Raw genomic sequence first — 19,935 nt, 5'->3', positions numbered from 1 at the left:
TTCCCTCGGATTCCGCCATGCCCCGCACGATCGGCTTTCTGGTCTATCCGGACTTCCAGCTGCTGGACGCCACCGGCCCGATCGCGGCGTTCGAGATCGGCGGACGGTTCTCGCCGGGCGCTTACAAGCTGGTGTTCCTGTCCCAGGCCGGCGGGATGACGGCCAGCTCCTCGGGGATGGCCGTCGCGACCACCGCCCTGGCCGACGCCCCGCCGCTGGACACCCTGATCGTCTCTGGCGGCGATGGCGTGCGGGCGGCCGCCCTCTGCGCCGAAACCCTGTGCTTCGTTCGCGACTCGGCCAGGACCGCCCGCCGCGTCGCCAGCGTCTGTTCGGGGACCTATGTGCTGGCCGAGGCCGGTCTGCTGGACGGCAAGCGGGCCACCACCCACTGGAGCCGCACCAAGGACGTCCAGAAGCGCTATCCGGCCATCCGGCTGGAGCCCGACAAGATCTTTGTCCAGGACGGCCAGATCTGGAGCTCGGCCGGCATCACCGCCGGCATCGACCTGTCCCTGGCCCTGATCGGCGCCGACCTGGGCGAGGCCGTCGCCCGGCGCACGGCCCAGCAGCTGGTGGTCTATCACCGCCGCCCCGGCGGCCAGTCGCAGTTCTCGGCCCTGATCGATCTCAGGCCCGGCCGCTTTGACGCCCTGATGATCTGGGCCCGCGAGCACCTGGCCGAGCCTCTCGACGTCGAGCAACTGGCCGCCCAGGCCGCCATGAGCCCGCGCAACTTCGCCCGCCTGTTCGCCGCCGAGACCGGCGTCACCCCGGCCAAGGCCATCGAGCGTCTGCGTGTCGAGGCCGCCCGCGCTTTGCTCGACAACCAGCCGCTGCAGGTGGAAGACGTGGCCCTTGAGACCGGCTTTGGCGATCCCGAGCGCATGCGCCGGGCCTTCATCCGCGCGTTCGGCCAGCCGCCCCAGGCGCTGCGGCGCTCGGTCAAGGCGGGCCGGTCCTAGCGGGCCGGCTTGGCCAGCGGCGTCTTCATGGCCAGGATCTCGCCGCCGCGGCGGGTGATGCCGTACAGCATGCCCGGCTGGCTCTCGTCCCAGTCGATCGCCTGACCCTCGGCGTCCATGCCCCAGGTCTCGAGATGATCCAGCACCCCGCCGCCGGCCGGGAGCTGCAGGACATAGAGTTCCGGACGATCGTGGCCGCTGAGATAGAGCCGACCATCGGGGCCCCAGGCCCCGCCGGACACGCTCATCGGCGCGATCCGCTCCAGCACCGTCGGCGGCAGGGCCCAGGCCTCCAGCCGGCGCCACTGGTCGTCGAACTTGACCAGGGTGGTGTAGCGGTGGTCGCGCGGGGCCTCGCCCCCCTTGCCGTCATAGTTGGCGAACATCGCCCACCACGCGCCGTCGTGCCGGTCGACCCAGGTGATCGAACCCGTGCCCAGCCCCAGGGCGATGCTGCGCCGGTGGGCCAGGGTCTGGGGATCAAACAGCTCGACCGTGCTGACGTGCGGCACGCCGGGAAAGTTGGAGCTGGCGCAGACCAGGTCCTTGGCGATCAGGGCGCAGGAATTGATGTGGGGGAACACGGCCTTGTCGCCCGTCCATTCCGCCCGCTTCTCGCCGGTCGCCTTGTCGTAGCGCACCAGCCTGAAATTGCTGACCGCATAGACGTCATGGGGCCCCACCGCCACGCCCTGGGTGGCGTGGGCGTCGTAACGCCGGAGCGTCTCGGCGCGGCGGGCGGGGGCCGGAGCGTCAGCGACGGGCGCGGCGGCGGCCGTTGTCTGCAGCGCCAGGGCCGCCAGCAGGGTCAGGATCATCGGTCGTTCTCCGTCTTCCGTCCGCTCGAGCGAAAACCTCGTCCTTCGACAAGCTCAGGACGAGGTTTCCCTAGCGTCGATGTCTGTCATGGTCCTCATCCTGAGCGTGTCGAAGGACAAGGACCACGCACAAACCTCGACGGTCCTAGAAATTGACCGTCGCGCCGACCCAGTAGGTGCGGCCGTAATTGGCCCATTCCTGAAGGTAGCGGCGGCCCGGACCCGTGACTTCCTGGCGGCCGGTGTTGCTGAGGTTCTGGCCCTCGACGAACACCGTGAAATGGTCGGCCAGGCGCCAGGACAGGCTGGCGTCGAACACGTGGCGGCCCTTCCAATACTGGTCGGAATTGGCGTTGGTGTCGACGATCGTCTCCAGCTGGCCGCCGATATAGTTGTGCGACACCCGGGCCTCGAGCGGCCCGCGCTGGTAGTAGATCGACTCGTTGGTGGTGATGTCCGGCTGCTGGAACAGGCCGGTCACGCGCGGGCCGGTCGAGGTCAGGAAGGTGAACTCGGTGTCCAGCAGGGTGACATTACCGTTGAAGCCGAATCCGTCGAGCGGGGCCGGCAGGAAGGTGAAGGCCTGCTGCACGGCGAATTCGACACCGTTGATCCTGGCCTTCTCGGCGTTGCGCGGCGTCGACACCAGAACAGACTCGACGCCGCGGCCGACATCGCGGTTCTCGACCGAGCTCAGCGTGAAGATCTCGTTCTTGATATCCTTGCTGAACACCGCCAGCGAGATCAGGCCGTCGCGCGGATAGAACTCCACCGACAGGTCGAAGCCTTCGCTCTCGCGGGGCTTGAGGCCGGGATTGCCGCGCGACAGGGTCGGCTGGCTGCCGTCGAAGGCCAGGGTCTCGGTCGCCGCCAGCGAACTGTAGTCGGGGCGGCCGATGGTGTTGGTCCAGGCGGCGCGGACGATCCAAGCCTTAGCCGGCTTCCACTGCAGGTGGACGCTGGGCAGCCAGTTGCCATAGTCGCCCGAATTGCTGACCGGGGTGAGGACGCCGGCGGTATTGCGCACCGCGCCGGACTCCACCTGGGTGTGCTCATAGCGCAGACCGCCCAGCAGGGTCAGGTCGCCGATCGCGTAGCTGGCCTGGCCATAGCCGGCATAGATGTCTTCCTGGACATCGTAATTGCCGGTGGGGGCGGCGACCTTGGCGACGAACTTGGCGCGGTTGGCGCGGAAGAAGGCCATGGCGGCCTCGGCGTCGATGCGCGGGGTCAGCAGATAGCGGCCGGCGATCAGCTCGCTGGGCCCGGCCTTGTCGACCTCGGCCAGGGTGTAGGTGAAGCCGGTCCCGGCCGTATAGTTGGTCTGGGTGTTGCTGAAGTCGCGCTTGGTGGTGCGCAGCACGCCGCCCAGCTTGGCCTTCAGGGCGCCGCCCTCGTCAAAGGCCAGGTTGAAGCGGGCCTGGCTGGTCTTTTCGTCGGTCTGCGTCAGGTCGATGCGGTGCTGCTGCAGCACATAGTTGGCCGGATTGCGCAGGGCCGCGTCATTGACCGGCTTGAACACCGGAAACAGCGGATTGGTGGTGTCATAGGTGAAGGCATAGTTGGCGCCGGCCGCGTCCACGGTGCGGAACTCCACCGACTCGTTGGGCACGTCCAGCTTGGCCTGGGAATAGACCAGGTCGCCGTCCAGCTTCCATTGCGGGGCCACATCCCAGTCGAAGCGGGTGCGGGCCAGGCCGATCTGGCGCTTGGTGATCGGCTGGTTCAACTGGATGATGCCGCGGCCGCGGGCGAACGAGCCGCTGGTCGCGGTCTGGCCCGAGACATTGCCCAGCGGCTCGAGGCGGTTTTCGATCCGCTCCTCGTCGTCTTCCATGCGGGCATAGAGGGCCGAGGCCTCCCAGCGGAAGCTGTCGGAGGGGCGATACTCGATCTTGCCGTTCACGCCGCTGCGCTGCTTGGTGTTGTTGTACCAGAACAGCCGCTGCTGGGTCGGGACCTGGAAGCCGTTGCCGGTGGCCGCGCCCGACAGCACCGGCGCGCCGGCGGCGGTGTATTCGCGCACCGACGGATTGGCCGCTTCGACCTGCGGGATGTCGTAGTCCAGCTGCTCGTGCGAGACGCCCAGGACGACGCCCCACTGGTCCTCGGCCCCGAAGGTGCGCCCCGTGGCGAAGGCCAGGCGGTAGGAGGGCTTGTCGTTGCGCACGCCGCCGCTGCGCTCATAGTCGCCGTACGAGGCCATGCCGTTGAAGAACGGCTTCCCGGCGTCGAAGGCGCTGCGGGTGGTGACATTGATGACGCCGCCGATGGCGTTGCCGTCGTTCTCCGGGGTCACCGTCTTGATGACTTCCAGGCGGCCGGCCATCACCGAGGGCACGATGTCCATCGGCACCGTGCGGCCGGTCTCGTCGACCGAGGCCACCAGGGCGCCGTCGATCGTTGTGCGGTTATAGGTCGAGCGCAGGCCGCGAATGACCGGGAAGCGCGGCTCGCCCTGGTCTTCCATCACCGAGATGCCGGGGATGCGGCGCAGGGCGGCGGCGGTGTTGTGGTCAGGCAGCTTGCCGATATCGTCCGAGGACACCACGTCGGCGACCACGAAGCTCTCGCGCTTGACGGCGATGGCGGCGCGCTGGGCTTCGCGCTGGCCGGTCACCACCACCGCCTCGACCGAGGTCGGCGCCTCCTGGGCGGCGGCCAGGGCCGGAAGCGACAGGGCGCTGGTGGCCAGCAGGCCCGCGACCAGCCGAGAAACGGTGTGAGATCTGAACATGAGCGCCCCCTCAAGCGATAGATTGAGCAGCGCTTAAGGGGCGACCACGACAGGTTCGCTACGGCGGCGTCACGGTTTGTTGTCGGCCTGACGACACTTTTTTGGAGTTTGCTCCGTAGCCGGATCTCTATTGCCTTCGCCCAAACCCGGGCTCAGTGCCCGCCGCCCAGTTTGGGATGCGGGATCTTGCCGACATCCGCCGCCGTCACCGGCTTGGCGTAGCTGTTGCCGAAGCTGGTGCGCACATAGGTGACCACCGCCGCGATCTGGCTGTCGTCCAGCTCGCCCGTCAGGCCGGGCATGGCGCCCTGCCCCCGCACGACCATCGAGATCGGATAGGCCGCCCCCGCCAGGCGCGGATTGGACGCCAGGGCCGGGATGACGCCTGCGCCGGTTCCGCCCTTGGCGTCGGCCATGTGGCAGGCCTGGCAGACGGCCTCATAGACCTGCTGGCCGGTCACAGGCTTGGCGACACGGACTACGCCGCCGCCGCTGTCGCCGCCGGGCGGCGTCTGGGCGATGGCGGGGGCGGCGACAGCCAGCAGGCCGGCCGCCAGGGGGATCAGGAAACGGGTGCTCATGCTCAGGCCTCCAGCGCGCGCTTGTGCAGACGGGTGATGGCGTCGATGGACGAGAGCAGCGCCCCCTCCATCCAGCAGCCGACATAGGAGGCGTGCTCGCCCGCCAGGACGATGCGGCGGTCCATGGCCACCAGGGTCTGGTAGTGCTCGTCCCGGGTCTCGTCGGTCCAGCGGGCGCAGCAGCCCAGGCTCCAGGGCACCCGGCTCCAGGCCACCGAGGCGCCGTTGGAGAACTCCTTGCGATAGCTTTCCGGGTGGAACACCGAGCCCTGCTGCAGGGCCGCCTCGATCCGCTGCTCGGGCGTCAGGCCGGCCAGGCGATAGCCGCCCATGCCGCGCGCGAAGGCCCCCAGCAGCACCGCCGGCCCGTCGCCGAAGAAGTTGTTGTTGGGATAGGAGACCAGGCCGATCTCCTGATCGGTGAAGCTGTGGCCGCCATAGATCGAGGCGTCCTCCTCCCAGAAGCGGCGCTTCATTTCCAGGCCGATCTTGACCTGGCCCGAATAGGGCACGGCCTTGATGGCGGCCGACATCTCGTCGCTGACCTGGGTGTCGATCTGGCTCAGCACGCCCAGCGGAATGGTGCAGACGCACCAATCAGCCTCGGCGGTGACCACCTTGCCGGTCTTGGTGTCGGCATAGGTGACGGCCACGCCCTTGTCGTCCTGGGCGATCTTGCTGACCTTGGCGTTGTAGGTCACCTGGCCGTCGACCTGTTTGGCGAAGGCCTTGCCGATCATGTCCATGCCGCCCACCGGCTGGAACATGGTGGTCTGCATCTCGTGCCCCATGAAGAAGGCCATCGAGGTCCAGACCTGCGGGTCCAGCACATCGTGCAGCTGGTAGAGGTCCGACGGGATCGGCGCGCCGTTGACCCCGCCGCCGCCCGGACGCTCATAGCCGCGATGCGACGACGAGCGCAGGCCCTTGGCGTATTTGTAGTCCTTGTCCAGCATGCCCCAGCCCTTCAGGGCCTCCAGCAGCCGCTCGCGGTCCTCAGGTGTGACCGCCTGGTCCAGGGCCTTCTCGTTGACCGACTTGGCCAGCAGCTCGGCGACATTGCCCTCGAAGTCGGCGGCGGCGGCCTTGAAGCGCACCGGCTTGCCGTCGAACGACTCCGACGAGTGGATGAAGGTGTTGTGGTTGAACTGAACGAACGGCTCCAGGGCCACGCCGAACGCCTTGCAATAGTGCAGCAGGGTGCGGTGATGGTGCGGGATCCGCCACGGACCGGGATTGAGATAGTTGCCCTTGGCGAAGCCGACCTTCTGGGTCGCCCCGCCCAGCTCGGTATAGGTATCGCCGCCGCGCAGCGACCAGTTCCGACCGCCGGCCCGGTCCTGATACTCCAGGATCTGCACCTTGTAGCCGGCCTTGGTCAGCTCGTGGGCGGCCAGCATGCCGGCCAGGCCCGCGCCCAGCACGATCACCGAGGCGCCCTTGCGCGCCCCGGCCAGGTTGGGCGGACCCGTGAACTGGGTCTCGGCCGCGTGACCCAGCGAGGTCATGGCCTGATAGAGCGCCGCCGTGCCTCCGACGGCGGCGATGGCGGACAGCAGCTGACGCCGGGTCGGCGCGCGAACCCCCAGTTCCATGAAACGACTTCCCCTCGCGCCGCCCGTCCGGCGGCTGTTGAGCGCGAGCTAACGAGACTTCGCGCCACGTGGCGCGCGCCATGTTTCTCGCCGGGGGATCCGCGACACGCTGTTGGTCATTTGGGGCGCCGCGTCAGGACGGCTGCGCAGGAACTATGCAGAGTTCGCATCGGGCGTTCGCCGCACCGGGGATGCAGACGCGAGAGCCGGCAATTTGACTCGGCCTATACTGTGTGACAAACAGTGTGCGCCACACACCATGTGGCGCACACGATACGGCGCACACCATGCCTACGGATACCGACATCTTTGAACAGCTGCGTCAGGAGCTGCGGCGGGGAACCCTGATCCTCGCCGTGCTGGCCCAGCTGCGGGTCGAGCGCTACGGCTACAGCCTGCGTCAGGCCCTCGCCTCGGTGGGGGTCGAGATCGACGAAGGCGCGCTCTATCCGATGCTCCGCCGCCTGGAGGGGCAGGGCCTGCTCGCCAGCGAGTGGCGCGAGGAGGACAAGCGCAAGAAGCGGTTCTACCGCCTGTCGCCCCAGGGCGAGGCCGTGCTGGCCCGCCTGGCCGACGAATGGCGCGCCATCAACGACACCCTGCAACCCCTGCTCTGAGAGAGGACGGATCATGGATCTGCTCGACCGCTATCTGGGCGCCATCGCCGCCCTGCTGCCCGCCGCCCAACGCCAGGACATCGTCGCCGAGCTGCGCGACGTGCTGATGAACCGGATCGAGGACCGGGAGGCCCAGTTGGGTCGCCCGTTGCAGAAGAAGGAGCTGGAGGACGTATTCCGCGACTTCGGCCATCCGCTGGCCGTCGCCGGCCGCTATGGCCCGCAGCGCGCCCTGATCGGCGTGGAGCTCTATCCGTTCTGGTTCTTCGCGGTGAAGGTCGCTCTGGCCATCGCGGCCTTCGTCGCCCTGATCCCGGCCGTGATCGGCGTTGTCACGGACGGCGGAGACGTCAGCCGGGTGATCGGCCATGCGCTCAACGCCTTCATTCCCTCGGCCCTGACCCTGATCGGCCTGATCACGGTGATCGGCGCGATGGTCGAGCGCGGCTGGATCAAGGCCGGCGATCTTGGCAAATGGAAGGTCAGCGACCTGCCGCGCGTGTCGGCCAAGAAGGGCTGGTTTTCGCCCAAGACCCGCTTCGAGGCGCTGTTCGAGGTGGTGTTCATGTCGCTGTTTGCTTTGTGGTGGGCGGGCCTGATCGACCTGCCGATCGGTCCGGGCCCGTACGGCAGCGAACGCGAACTTCAGATCACCCTGGCGCCGATCCTGACGGAGCTGCATACGCCCATTCTGCTGCTGGCGATCGGCCAGGCGCTGTCGGGGCTGATCGTGGTGGTGCGTCCGGCCTGGATCGCGCCACGCGCTGTCGCCGAGATCGTGCTGTCGATCGCCGGCATCGCCCTGGCCGCCCTGCTGTGGCGGGAGATGCCCCTGGTCACCTTCTCGGGACCGGATGCAGCGCAGGACCTGGCGTCGCTGAAGTACACCGTCGACCAGACCTTCAAGGTCTGCCTGGTGGTCACCGCCGCCATCTGCGCCGGCAATATCCTGATCGAGGGCTGGCGTCTGGCGCGGCTGGGCAAGCCTTAGTCGTTAACCTTCTCCAGGCTCGACGACGGCGCGCGCGCACAGGTCTCAAAGCGGCGGATGGCTTTTCGAGCGCGTCCGCCGCGGCTCTCCTCCGGCCCTGGCCGGGGAGAGCGCGGGTATTGAAACCCTACTTGTTCGGCTTGGCGGCGGTGTCCACCACGGCGCCGACCCCGGCCCCGACGACGGCGCCGACCGGGCCTGCGACCACGGCCCCGGTCATCGCGCCGGTGGCCGCGCGCTGCTCCATGTTGTGCCCGCAGGCGCCCAGCGCCAGGGCGCAAACGGCCGCGATCGCCGCCACGGAAAGGGGGCGAGAGTCGTTAAGGTTGATGGTCATGGCTCAGTCCTTGAGACGGTGATCGTCTGACTTGAGTAACGATGCTCTACGGCTGAAGTTCCCTGAATCAAAGGCGTTAGAACAGTCCCGCCAATGCTTCGCGCTGCGGCAGAGCAGTGATTTTTTCCACTGTCGGGTTTTTCTAGCAAAACAAAGCGTTAACCTTCTTAACTGCGACGAATAGGCCCAAATTCGATGCTGCACTGCGGCGGAAGGTTGCGACTCGAGGCGGGATCGGTCATAAGGACGTCATAAGCAGGTTCTCGGCCACATCGTGAAACGGTCGAACCTCCGCTTTCTGGACCGCCCGACAGTATTTTTCCGGGACCCTGAAAGCGCTTTTGTCGGGGGGCGGTCCGCCCTCGCCGCGCAGGACACGAGTTTTGTATATCAAGTCGCAGACGCGCGCAGATGCGCGCGCGCTGGTCGGCGCTGTATTGGTTGGGTCCGCCACGGGCCTTGCCCTTGGCGGCGTTTATCTGGCGGGTGGGCTCGCCCAGACCGTTAACCAGCACGCTCGCGTTACACGCCTTGCTGACGGCGCCTCGGGGGGATTCTCCGACGTCGCCTTGATCAGCGCCGCGTCCCGGATGGACGTCGGAGCGCTGGCCGTTGCCCGTCGCCACGATTCCTCCGCCGTTTCCGGTTCCGCCCAGCGCGACCGTCAGGTCGCCTTGCTGGTGGCTCGTCTAGAAAAGCGCCAGACCAACACTTTGGTTCCCCGCAGCGGCCCGATGATGCTGCGCGCCAGCTTCGGCGGTCCGTTCAATCCGGCCGCCTCCCCCTTCCGCATGGGCAATGTTCTGGAGAGCTCGCGCGAGCTCGATTGCCTGGCCGACGCCGTCTATTATGAAGCCCGCGGCGAAGGCGCCCGGGGACAGGCCGCCGTGGCCCAGGTGGTCCTGAACCGCGTCCGCCATCCGGCCTTCCCGAAATCGGTCTGTGGCGTCGTGTTCCAGGGCGCGTCGCGTCGGACCGGCTGCCAGTTCAGCTTCGCCTGCGACGGCTCGATGACCCGGACCCGCGAGCGCGGCGCCTGGAGCCGGGCCGAGAAGGTCGCTGCACGCGCCCTGGCCGGCGCCGTAATGGCCGAAGTCGGCACCGCCACCCACTTCCACACCACCGGCGTCTCCCCCGGCTGGGGCCCGCGCCTGCTGCGCGTGGGTCAGGTGGGCCTGCACATCTTCTACCGCTTCGGCGGACGCGCCGGCGCGCCGGGGGCCCTGTCCTCCAGCCCGGTTCCCTCGACGGTCGAGGATCTGCCCAACGCGCCGGAGATCGCCAGCTTCACGGCTGACGGCAAGCCGATCGTCGGGGCCCCGCTGGCGCCGGGAAGCGTGGTCTATGCCGCCAACGCCGTGACCAACCTTCAGCCCCTGGTCGCCAACAGCGGCCCGGTCGCGGTCGTCGAGACCAGCGGCGGGATCAAGGCCCCCAATGGCGCGGCCAAGGCCCCGCCGGTCTTCACCGGCAAGGGCATGGGCGGTCCGCTGGGTGCGCCCACCGAACCCGCTTCGGCCCCGATCCAGACCCAGGGCAAGGTCCAGGCTCAGGGCAAGGTCGAAAAGACCTCCGACGTCAGGCCTGCAGCGCCGGTCTTGACCGGAGCTGCTTCCTGACCGCGCCGGGCATGTGGCTGGTGGCGAAGCGCATCTGCTTGGCCCGCTTACCCACGAAATAGTGCAGGTCCTTGCCGGTGGCGGCCTTGAACACCACCTCGCCGGCGTCTTCGACCGGATAGACCTCCAGCCCGCCCTTCTTGAGGGCGTCGGCCATGTTCTCGTTGCTGCCTGACGCCCCGGCGTTGAGGATCGGCGTCTCGATGAACCAGGGCATGACGCAGGCGACGCTGACGCCGTGCTGGGCGTATTCGACGTCCAGGGCTTCAGACAGGCCGCGCACGGCGAACTTGGTGGCCGAATAGACCGCCAACTTCGGCGAGCCATAGAGGCCCGCGCAGGAGGCGACATTGATCAGCCGCCCGCCGGCCGCCTTCAGCGGGACCAGGCCGGCGCGGGCGCCGTTGATCACGCCCTTGATGTTGATGTCGACCTGGATGTCGCAATCGGCCTCGCTGAGATCCTCGAGGTTTCCGAACCGCGCCACGCCGGCGTTGTTGAGCAGCACGTCCAGCTTGCCGTCGGTCTGGCGGCCAAACTCGCCCAGGGCGTTGTCCCAGGCCTTACGGTCGCGGACATCCAGCTTGAAGGTGGCGCCATTGGCGGGCCCGATGGCCAGCAGAGCCGCCTTCAGGCCGGCCGCGTCGATATCCGACAGGCCCACGAACCAGCCCGCCGCCGCGAAGCGCTTGGCGCAGGCCAGACCGATGCCACTGGCGGCGCCGGTGATGAAGATGGTCTTGCGACCGTCCGACTGGACGCTCATTGGCGATCCTCCCCTTATTGTTATCAGCGATCAGACGCCGACGGCGGGAAGGGGTCAAGCTTTGGCGTGCGCCCTCGCGCGAACGAGGGCGCGTCGTCGAACCTCAGTCCGTCTGATCGTCGATCTCAGCCTCGGGGCCGTTCTTCTTCATCGACTCGATGGCGTTCTTGGCGGAGGCCTTCGAGGAATAACCCTCGGTCGAGAACATCACTTCGCTGTTGTAGACGAAGTTGACGCGGAACTCGCCCGCCTTGTCCTTCTTGATTATGAACTTATAGGCCATGGCTTGGTCTCCAAGATCTCGATGGGCTGTGTCGTCTTGACGACGATACGAGCGTCGCGCGTCCCCCGGCGACCTGTCAATCAAGATGGCTGCGGAGAAATGTGAATGACTATTGACGAGCGCCTCGACCAGCTTTCCAGGGAGCTGCTTTCGGTCCCGTACAGCGCTCTGACCGCCGTCCAGAAGAGCGTCATCGACCTGATCTGCGACGAGGCCCCGACAGGGTTGAACAAGAGCCTCGTCAATGACGATCGGACCGGCTGGGACCGCCTGGCCGACAGCGTCGCCAAGGTGGGCGGGTCGTGGGGCTTCATCGGCGCATTCAGCGCGGTGCTGCTGGCCTGGGTGGGGCTGAACGTCTTCCTCAAGCCGTGGTCCCTGGCCTTCGACCCCTACCCCTTCATCTTCCTCAACCTGCTGCTGTCGACGGTCGCGGCCCTGCAGGCGCCGGTGATCATGATGAGCCAGAACCGCCAGGCCCTGAAGGACCGCCAGAACGCCGAGCACGACTATGTGGTCAATCTGCGCGCCGAGCTGGAGATCATGCACCTGCACGCCAAGCTGGACTCCTTGCGCGAGCGCGACATCGCCGAGCTCAGCCGCCACAACGCCGAGGCCCTGGCCCGGCTGGAGGCCCAGATGGCGACCCTGACGGCGCAACTGGCGGCGACGAAATAGGGCGCCGGGCGTTCAGCCCCGTTTGCGAACCAGCGCGCCCAGTTGCAGCGCCGTGGCGACCAGGGCCAGGGCCCCGCCCAGCAGCGAAACGCCGGTCCAGCCCGCCAGCGTCCAGGCCGTGGCGGCGGCGGCCGAGCCGGCCGCGCCGCCCAGGAACATCCCGCCCATGAACAGGGTGTTGAGCCGGGCCCGCGCCTCCGGCTGCAGGGCATAGACCACATGCTGGTTGGAGATCAGGGCGCCCTGCACGGCGAAGTCCAGCAGCACCACCCCGACGATCAGGCCGGCGATCGAGCCCCACAGGCCAAAGATCAGCCACGAGACCAGGGTCAGGACCGCCCCCAGCACGATCACCAGCCGCGGGCCGCGCTGGTCGGCCAGGCGTCCGGCGACCGGCGCGGCGAAGATCCCCACCGCCCCGACCACGCCGAACAGGCCGGCCACATCGGCGCCCAGGCCAAAGCGCGGGGACTGCAACCGCAGGGCCAGGATGGTCCAGAAGGCGCTGAAGGCGGCGAACAGGCAGGCTTGGGTGAGCGTCGCCAGCCGCAGGGCGGGAAACTGCACCCACAGCCTGGCCAGCGAGGCGATCAGGGTTCCGTAGTGCAGCGTGCTGTCAGGCTGGCTGCGCGGCAGGGTGACGGCCATCAGCAGGCCCGCGCCCAGGGCCATGGGGACGCCCAGCCAGAACATCTCGCGCCAGCCGGCGTGGGTCCCGACAAAGCCCGCCAGGGTCCGGCTCAGCAAGATGCCGCACAGCAGCCCCGCCATCACCGTGCCGACCGTCGCGCCGCGCTTCTCGGGCGCGGCCAGATGGGCGGCCAGGGGCACGATCTGCTGGGCCACCGTCGCGGCGGCGCCGACCAGCAGCGAGGCCAGGATGATCAGTCCCACGCCGGGGGCCAGGGCCAGGACGACCAGGGCCACGGCCAGCACGGCGAACTGGATGAGGATCAGCCGCTTGCGCTCGACCAGATCGCCCAGGGGGGTCAGCAGGAACAGGCCCGCCGCATAGCCCAGCTGGGTGGCCGTGGGGATCAGGGTCGCGCCGCCGCCGGGCAGGTCGCGGGCCATCAGGCCCAGCATCGGCTGGTTGTAATAGATATTGGCCACAGCCACGCCGGTGGCCATCGCCATGGCCAGGGTGAGGCCCCGCCCCAGCGGGCGGGCGGGGGCGACGGCGGCGGGATCGGGAGCGCTCATCCCGCCTGATTAGCACCAAGCCGCCGCCCGGGCCTTGAAGAAATCCGGCCCGAAAACCGCCCTCGCCGCCCCCTCGTGGCCTACCGCTGGGCGATCCAGTCGACGATCACCGCCAGGGCCTTGGGCGACATCGTCTCCTCCAGGCGGCCATATTCGCCCGGATCGCCGGTGGCGCTGGTCTGGAACAGATGGTTGAGGCCGGGCAGCTCCAGCACCGTCGCCTGGGGATTATCGGCCAGGGCCTGGCGGATCGCCGGCAGGTTCTGGCTGGCGACCACCTGCACGTCGACCGAACCGTTCACGGCCAGCACCGGCACGTGCAGGGCCTTCAGGGCCGGACGCGGGTCATAGGCCAGAAGGTCGCGATACCAGGGCGAGGCGAACATCCCCAGCTGGGCGTCGACCGCCGGGCCGGGCAAGCCGCTGGCGACCAGCAGCTTGTGCGCCGCATCCCTGGCCGCCTCCGTGGTCGGCGCGGCCATCACCGCCGCGTCCACGGCGTCGCCGACCCTGGCGCGGCCCTCGATCGCCGCCTCGGGCAGGCCCATGGCCTTCAGCACCGTGCGGCGCTGAACCTGCATGACCTCGGCGCCGGGCACGCCGGGACCGGCCAGCAGCACCACAAAGGCCGCGCCGGGATGGGTTGTCGCCACCCGCGGGGCGATCAGACCGCCCTCGCTGTGGCCCAGCAGGCCGACCCGGGCCGGGTCGATCCCGGGCTGGCCGCGCAGCCAGTCCAGGGCGGCGGCGGCGTCATCGACGAAGTCACGCTCGATCGCGGTCTTGAACTGGCCGGTCGACTCGGCCGTGCCGCGATCGTCATAGCGCAGCACCGCCACCCCGCGCCGGGTCAGGGCGTCGGCCAGCACGAGGAACGGCTTGTGGCCCAGCAGGGCCTCGTCGCGGTCCTGCGGCCCCGAGCCGGTGATCAGCACCACGGCGGGGAACGGGCCCGCTCCCGGCGGCACGGTCAGGGTTCCGGCCAGCCGCACATCGGGCGCCCCGCCGTCGAAGGCGATCGGACGGGCGTCATAGGGATAGGGCGGCTTGGGCTCCTGCGGCCTGGCGGACGGCGGATACTGGCCCGGCGTCAGCACCAGCGGCAGCGGCAGGCCCTGCATCCAGACGCCCGACCAGCCGCCCTTGGCCGCGTCCCAGGTGGCGTCGAAATGGCCCTGAACCATGGGCACGGCAAAGGCCAGCTTGCCGTCGGCGGCGGTGATGTCGGCCAGGGGAAGCGGCGCCGGCGTCTGGTCCAGGCTGACCATCTGGCCGCTCAGCGTCCCGTCGGCGGCGCGGGACAGGGTGACCTGCAGCCGCAGCGTCCGCGTCCCGACCTCCAGCGCGCCGCGCCAGTCGCCCTCCACGGGCGGCGGGGTCGCCTGGGCGTGAGCCGGGCGCACCGCCACGGCCAGCAAGAGGCCGGCGAGCGCGCCGACCAGAGCGATACGCAAGACGCCGCGGGCGCGGGCGCCGCGCAGCAAGGATAGGGTCCAGAACATCAACAGCCTCCAGATCAGAGCGGGGCCGCCAAGACACGGGTGACGGGGATCGGAGCGATCCTCGACGTCGATCACAGCGCCACGGCGAACTCCCGAGAGAGAACACAACGTGGCGTCAGGTTATCGACGGACGCCGGACCGAATTCGCCCCACAAGCGGGACGCAGCCTGACCGCGACGGGCGCGGCCTGATATCTGCCCCGATAGTCCTGAAACGCCGTTCGCCGGTCAAGCAAAACCGGAAGGCGAGCATCCGATTTCGCTCGCTCCCGCCACCTGCCGCCACTCTGCTGACACTCGGCGTCAGCAGGGCCCCTAGCCTTCCGGCCTCGCGATCCTTACCTTCCAGCCCATGGCCAACACCCCGGACACCGGCGTTTCAGACGTCTCCGCCAAGTTCATCCACGACGTGGCCCTGGAGGGCGAGGTCCTCGGCGTCATGCCGATGCTGTGGACGCCGCACCGTCCCGACCGGCCCGCCAAGTCCGAGGGCGGCAAGAAATTCAAGCTGGTCAGCGAATACTCCCCCGCCGGCGACCAGCCGACCGCCATCGCCGAACTGGTCGAGGGCCTGGAGAACGGCGACCAGGACCAGGTGCTGCTGGGCGTCACCGGCTCGGGCAAGACCTTCACCATGGCCAAGGTCATCGAGGCCACCCAGCGCCCGGCCCTGATCCTGGCCCCCAACAAGACCCTGGCGGCCCAGCTCTACAGCGAGATGAAGAGCTTCTTCCCCGACAACGCGGTCGAATATTTCGTCAGCTATTACGACTACTACCAGCCCGAAGCCTATGTGCCGCGCACCGATACCTACATAGAGAAGGACAGCTCGATCAACGAGCAGATCGACCGGATGCGCCACTCGGCCACCCGGGCGATCCTCGAGCGCGACGACGTGATCATCGTCGCCTCGGTCAGCTGCATCTACGGCATCGGCTCGGTCGAGACCTATACGGCCATGACCTTCACCCTGGAGGTCGGCCAGGTCGTCAACGAGAAGCAGCTGATGGCCGACCTGGTGGCCCAGCAGTACAAGCGCAACGACGCCGCCTTCGAGCGCGGCACGTTCCGCCGCCGGGGCGACACCCTGGAGATCTTCCCCGCCCACTATGAGGACCGCGCCTGGCGCGTGACGATGTTCGGCGACGAGGTCGAGGCCATCGCCGAGTTCGACCCGCTGACCGGCAAGAAGACCGCCGACCTGCCCAGCATCAAGGTCTACGCCAACAGCCACCACGTCACCCCGCGCCCCACCCTGCGCCAGGCGATCATCGAGATCAAAGCCGAGCTGAAAGAGCGCCTGGCCTGGATGTACGAGAACGGCAAGCTGCTGGAAGCCCAGCGCCTGGAGCAGCGCACGACCTTCGATCTGGAGATGATCGAGACCACCGGCTCGTGCGCCGGCATCGAGAACTACAGCCGCTATCTGTCGGGCCGCAAGACCGGCGAGCCGCCGCCGACCTTCTTCGAATATATCCCCGACAACGCCCTGCTGTTCACCGACGAGAGCCACCAGACCGTGCCGCAGATCGGCGCCATGTACAAAGGCGACCGCAGCCGCAAATGGACCCTGGCCGAATACGGCTTCCGCCTGCCCAGCGCCCTGGACAACCGCCCGCTGAAGTTCGAGGAATGGGACGCCATGCGACCCCAGTCCGTCCATGTCAGCGCCACCCCGGCCGCCTGGGAGCTGGAGCGGTCCGGCGGCGTGTTCGCCGAGCAGGTGATCCGCCCCACCGGCCTGATCGACCCGCCGGTCGAGGTGCGCCCGGTCAGCAAGGACGGCGCCTCCCAGGTCGACGACGTCATCGACGAGATCCGCCAGACCGCCCAGAAGGGCTACCGCTCCCTGGTCACCGTGCTGACCAAGAAGATGGCCGAGGACCTGACCGAATATATCAACGAGCAGGGCATCGGCGTGCGCTACATGCACTCCGACGTCGACACCCTGGAGCGCATCGAGATCATCCGCGATCTGCGACTGGGCAAGTTCGACGTGCTGGTGGGCATCAACCTGCTGCGCGAGGGCCTCGACATCCCCGAATGCGGCCTGGTGGCCATTCTCGACGCCGACAAGGAAGGCTTCCTGCGCTCGGAGACCAGCCTGATCCAGACCATCGGCCGCGCGGCGCGCAATCTCGACGGCAAGGTCATCCTCTATGCCGACCGCATCACCGGCTCGATGGAGCGGGCCATGGGCGAGACCAGCCGCCGCCGCGAGAAGCAGCACGCCTACAATCTCGAACACGGCATCACGCCCGAAAGCGTCAAGCGCGACATCAAGGACATCCTCAACAGCCCGTTCGAGCGCGGCGACCGCGTCACCGTGCCGATCGGCGGCCTGCACGCCGGCGATGTCGACAAGCCGTTCACCGGCGACAACTTCAAGGCCGCCCTCAAGGACCTGGAGGCCAAGATGCGCGAGGCCGCCGCCAACCTGGAGTTCGAAACCGCCGCCCGCCTGCGCGACGAGATCAAGCGCATGAAGATGATGGACCTGGAATTCGCCAACGAGATCCTCACCGGCGCCGGCGAGACGGTCGACAAGGCCGCCCCCAAGCGCATCCGGGCGGAGCTGCGGGCCGAGCAGGCCGAGGCGTTCCGCAAGAGCCGGCTGTAAAACCCTCTCCCCTTGCGGGAGAGGGTGGCCGCAACGCGGCCGGGTGAGGGGTCGCGCAGGCCTTTCCGGACAGGCCTATCGACCCCTCATCCGTCAGCCTTCGGCTGCCACCTTCTCCCGCAAGGGGAGAAGGGAGGTCAGAAGCCCGCCCCCTACCCCGCCTTCACCGCCGTCACCGCCTCCAGAATAACCCCGGCCACCGCCTCGGGCTGCGACAGCAGCGACAGGTGGCCGGCCGGCAGTTCGGTGGTCACGGCGTTCATCGCCGCCGCGCAGGCCCGCTCCAGGGCGACGCTGACCATGCGGTCCTGGGCCGAGACCACGTACCAGCAGGGCCGGGTCTCCCAGGCGGCCGCCGTGATCTTGTCGCCGAAGGTGCTGGCCGCCAGGGGCGGCTGCAGCACGGCCAGCAGCCGGGCCTGGGCCTCGTCGAGGTCCTGGGCGACATCCTGCACCCAGCCCTCGACGCCCAGGGTCAGGAAGCCGGCCCCGTCGTCGACCAGATGGGCCAGGCCGGGCGGGGCGTCATAGGCCTGCACCTGGTCGCCGACCGTCTGGCCGGCCTTGGGCGCGAAGGCGGCGACATAGACCAGCGCCTTGACCTTGGGATCGCCCCCGGCCTCGGTGATCACCGCCCCGCCCCAGCTGTGGCCGACCAGCACCACCGGCCCGCGCACCGCCGCCAGCGCCCGCCGCGTCGCCGTGACATCATCGGCCAGCGAGGTCGTGGGGTTCTGCACCGCCACCACCGGCAGCCCCGCCGCCATCAGGATCGGGATCACCCGCGCCCAGCTGGAGCCTTCCGCCCAGGCGCCGTGCACCAGCACCACGGTCGGGATTGTCGTCGTCGCATCGTCCATGGCCAGGCCTCCGGGCTGCAAGGGTCTGGCGCGAGGGTGACGCGGCCCGGATCGCCGGGCTTGAAGATTCAGGGGGGTGGATTGAGGGTTTCCGCCGTGATGGGGCGGGGCGGCGGGGCGGCGGGGCGGGGCGGCGGAGCATTCCAATTTGAACGCCACCGAACGGGATTTGGAATCTGCGCCCGACCTGACTGGCCTCATCTACTGAAAATTGAATCGAGGCAATCCGTGCCGAGTCGGTACAGCTTGCATACTTAATGTCCGATTGGTGACGCACCTTTAACTCGATAGGTGTTGACTTATATGTCAATGCGAGAGGAAATAGCTGACCGTCTTAGCCAGGACCGCCTGCTTTTGGCTGAACCGCTCCTTCCAGGCACTCACACGCGGGTGATATATGCAACCAAAGATGTATGGCGTTCTGTATATGTCGATAGCGAAGAACCGCATGGAAGTCGTGAGTATCGCCTAGGTAAACTGCAAGCGGACTTTGATCGGTTCAGCGAAGGTCGATTGATTACCGTCGGCTACGGTCGCGAAAATACATGCTTCTTCAAACTACTAGACCCGCGAAATGATGGGGTTTGGGAAATTCGAAGCCGCGACCCAAAGCCAGCCCTGCGCGTTTTTGGTATGTTTGCAGAGAAGGATGTATTTATAGCCACCAACATTGCCTTCCGAGAGGATTTGGGGGGTGAATACTCTGAAGAATGGAAAGCGGAAATCAGGCGATGCAAAGCAACCTGGCGCCAACTTTTTCCAAACTACCTACCTATTTGTGGAGTACCGGCCAATGAATGCATTTCAGACATCTCTGAAGTCGGCAATATCCCTTGATCAGGAAATTCCGCTCAAAATAAGGTCATACTTTGCTGCCCGACTCAGAGACCACGCACATGAACTTGTTCTTAAATTATTCAACGAAGCTGCCTCGGCCGGTACAACAAAGGCTAAGCTAGCGAAGCGACTGAATAAAAGACCAGAACAAATTACCCGTTGGTTGGGGAGTTCTGGGAATTGGACCATGGATACGTTTGCAGAAATGATGCTGGGCCTTGGCTATGAACCGACGTTAGAGGCCTGCGAACTTACAAGCTTGCGAAATGGAAATCACTGCCACGAGGCACTTCCCGCGAGCGCCTTCAAAACAAGCGGGGCTGGCCAATCATACTCTATCAATGAGTCTGACGACTGGGGAGATGAGGATTCCGATTCCAAGGTGCGCGTAATCACCGCCGGAAACATGGTGACAGCGTAATGGCAATCAGGCCGGAAATAATGGCTACCGCCATATTCTGCGAAGACATTCGAGAGGAAGTTGACGGAAAGCAATCCTTCATCGGCGTCTCCCTTGGGAAAACTGTCGTTGAAAAATTTCCTGCGATAATCCCAAGATTTGCAGTCACGGTTTCAGCCACGATAGATCAAGATAGAAACCTTGACGACCTAAACATAACAATTGCCATTTCCTATATTGACGGTGAGCATATTATTTTTGATAAACCCTTAGCCCCAGACTCCGAAACTGATGATATCGATGATGTTGCAGGATACCATTCGATAAGCACATCCGTTGAGATATCGCCGTTTAGAATTAGAGAAAAATCACACGTCGTAGCCTATATATCCAGCCATTCCGGACGCATTGAAGTTGGAAGGCTGCATTTTTTGGGCCGGGATGAGTTCACTCCGACAAAATCCGTAGTAATTGAAGGTGAAAGCCTCATACCGCACCCCAAAAATGAGCAATAGGAATTTATAGTT

General features: G+C 66.9%; 18 protein-coding genes and 1 pseudogene. 9 read left to right on the top strand and 10 right to left on the bottom strand.

All coding sequences use genetic code 11. The features are described from left to right. The first annotated feature begins 17 nt into the window (after positions 1-17). A complete protein-coding gene (locus ACW18B_RS06945; protein ID WP_492050665.1) occupies positions 18-965 on the top strand; it encodes a GlxA family transcriptional regulator in 948 nt (315 codons plus the stop codon). Here the strand turns inward: ACW18B_RS06945 and ACW18B_RS06940 are convergent. The 4 genes and pseudogenes from ACW18B_RS06940 to ACW18B_RS06925 all read right to left on the bottom strand — a co-directional run bounded on the left by ACW18B_RS06940 (position 962) and on the right by ACW18B_RS06925 (position 6,696). After that, positions 962-1,783 (bottom strand): hypothetical protein, encoded by an 822-nt coding sequence (locus ACW18B_RS06940; RefSeq protein ID WP_492050663.1) that lies wholly within the window; start codon positions 1,781-1,783, stop codon positions 962-964. The two genes, ACW18B_RS06945 and ACW18B_RS06940, sit on opposite strands and share 4 nt — an antisense overlap. Positions 1,784-1,928: 145 nt before the next feature. After that, positions 1,929-4,493: pseudogene (locus ACW18B_RS06935) on the bottom strand (TonB-dependent receptor); the annotation flags it as partial. Positions 4,494-4,672: 179 nt separating this feature from the next. Then, the gene (locus tag ACW18B_RS06930; protein WP_492050662.1) at positions 4,673-5,101 is read right to left on the bottom strand and encodes a c-type cytochrome; all 429 of its coding nucleotides are present in this window, start codon (positions 5,099-5,101) and stop codon (positions 4,673-4,675) included. A 2-nt stretch (positions 5,102-5,103) separates the two neighbouring features. Then, on the bottom strand, positions 5,104-6,696 hold the full coding sequence (locus ACW18B_RS06925; protein WP_492050660.1) for a flavin monoamine oxidase family protein: 1,593 nt from the start codon (positions 6,694-6,696) through the stop codon (positions 5,104-5,106). Between the two features lie 287 nt (positions 6,697-6,983). Here ACW18B_RS06925 and ACW18B_RS06920 point away from each other — a divergent pair, with 287 nt between their 5' ends. Further along, the gene (locus tag ACW18B_RS06920) at positions 6,984-7,313 is read left to right on the top strand and encodes a PadR family transcriptional regulator (protein ID WP_492050658.1); all 330 of its coding nucleotides are present in this window, start codon (positions 6,984-6,986) and stop codon (positions 7,311-7,313) included. A 13-nt stretch (positions 7,314-7,326) separates the two neighbouring features. Beyond that, positions 7,327-8,304 (top strand): hypothetical protein, encoded by a 978-nt coding sequence (locus tag ACW18B_RS06915; protein WP_492050656.1) that lies wholly within the window; start codon positions 7,327-7,329, stop codon positions 8,302-8,304. A gap of 127 nt (positions 8,305-8,431) precedes the next feature. Here ACW18B_RS06915 and ACW18B_RS06910 read toward each other — a convergent pair whose 3' ends face one another. Continuing rightward, entirely contained in the window at positions 8,432-8,641 is a 210-nt protein-coding gene (locus tag ACW18B_RS06910) for a hypothetical protein (RefSeq protein ID WP_492050654.1), read from the bottom strand. A 680-nt stretch (positions 8,642-9,321) separates the two neighbouring features. Between ACW18B_RS06910 and ACW18B_RS06905 the strand changes: the two genes are divergently transcribed. Next, a complete protein-coding gene (locus ACW18B_RS06905) occupies positions 9,322-10,260 on the top strand; it encodes a cell wall hydrolase (protein WP_492050652.1) in 939 nt (312 codons plus the stop codon). Here the strand turns inward: ACW18B_RS06905 and ACW18B_RS06900 are convergent. Continuing rightward, positions 10,220-11,053, bottom strand: coding sequence for an SDR family oxidoreductase (locus ACW18B_RS06900; protein WP_492051637.1), 834 nt, complete (start codon positions 11,051-11,053; stop codon positions 10,220-10,222). The two genes, ACW18B_RS06905 and ACW18B_RS06900, sit on opposite strands and share 41 nt — an antisense overlap. Positions 11,054-11,129: 76 nt before the next feature. Next, a complete protein-coding gene (locus ACW18B_RS06895) occupies positions 11,130-11,309 on the bottom strand; it encodes a YegP family protein (protein WP_492050651.1) in 180 nt (59 codons plus the stop codon). Between the two features lie 105 nt (positions 11,310-11,414). Between ACW18B_RS06895 and ACW18B_RS06890 the strand changes: the two genes are divergently transcribed. Beyond that, complete coding sequence (locus ACW18B_RS06890; protein ID WP_492050649.1) at positions 11,415-11,987, top strand: DUF1003 domain-containing protein; 573 nt, start codon at positions 11,415-11,417, stop codon at positions 11,985-11,987. A gap of 12 nt (positions 11,988-11,999) precedes the next feature. On the opposite strand, the gene ACW18B_RS06885 is transcribed toward ACW18B_RS06890, so the two are convergent. Both ACW18B_RS06885 and ACW18B_RS06880 read right to left on the bottom strand, forming a co-directional pair. Beyond that, positions 12,000-13,190: an MFS transporter gene (locus ACW18B_RS06885; protein ID WP_492050647.1), complete on the bottom strand. Its 1,191-nt coding sequence runs from the start codon at positions 13,188-13,190 to the stop codon at positions 12,000-12,002. Between the two features lie 80 nt (positions 13,191-13,270). Further along, the gene (locus ACW18B_RS06880) at positions 13,271-14,692 is read right to left on the bottom strand and encodes an alpha/beta hydrolase family protein (RefSeq protein ID WP_492050645.1); all 1,422 of its coding nucleotides are present in this window, start codon (positions 14,690-14,692) and stop codon (positions 13,271-13,273) included. A 351-nt stretch (positions 14,693-15,043) separates the two neighbouring features. Here ACW18B_RS06880 and uvrB point away from each other — a divergent pair, with 351 nt between their 5' ends. After that, positions 15,044-17,311 carry an excinuclease ABC subunit UvrB gene (uvrB, locus tag ACW18B_RS06875; protein ID WP_492050643.1) on the top strand — a complete coding sequence of 756 codons (2,268 nt, stop codon included), beginning with the start codon at positions 15,044-15,046 and terminating at the stop codon, positions 17,309-17,311. Between the two features lie 152 nt (positions 17,312-17,463). Here uvrB and ACW18B_RS06870 read toward each other — a convergent pair whose 3' ends face one another. Beyond that, a complete protein-coding gene (locus tag ACW18B_RS06870; RefSeq protein WP_492050642.1) occupies positions 17,464-18,171 on the bottom strand; it encodes an alpha/beta fold hydrolase in 708 nt (235 codons plus the stop codon). Positions 18,172-18,525: 354 nt separating this feature from the next. On the opposite strand from ACW18B_RS06870, the gene ACW18B_RS06865 reads away from it, so the two are divergent. From ACW18B_RS06865 to ACW18B_RS06855, 3 genes are read left to right on the top strand one after another with little or no spacing between them, the layout of a single operon-like run. Continuing rightward, the gene (locus tag ACW18B_RS06865; protein WP_492050641.1) at positions 18,526-19,008 is read left to right on the top strand and encodes a hypothetical protein; all 483 of its coding nucleotides are present in this window, start codon (positions 18,526-18,528) and stop codon (positions 19,006-19,008) included. Beyond that, a complete protein-coding gene (locus ACW18B_RS06860; RefSeq protein ID WP_492050639.1) occupies positions 18,965-19,429 on the top strand; it encodes a hypothetical protein in 465 nt (154 codons plus the stop codon). The genes ACW18B_RS06865 and ACW18B_RS06860 overlap by 44 nt, the downstream gene beginning before the upstream one ends. Further along, on the top strand, positions 19,429-19,923 hold the full coding sequence (locus tag ACW18B_RS06855; RefSeq protein WP_492050637.1) for a hypothetical protein: 495 nt from the start codon (positions 19,429-19,431) through the stop codon (positions 19,921-19,923). The genes ACW18B_RS06860 and ACW18B_RS06855 overlap by 1 nt, the downstream gene beginning before the upstream one ends. Positions 19,924-19,935 lie beyond the last annotated feature (12 nt).

The organism is Caulobacter sp. FV2ps19, assembly GCF_058681035.1.
Note: the sequence above shows the minus strand (reverse complement) of the source record. Positions and strands in the feature narration are given on the sequence as shown.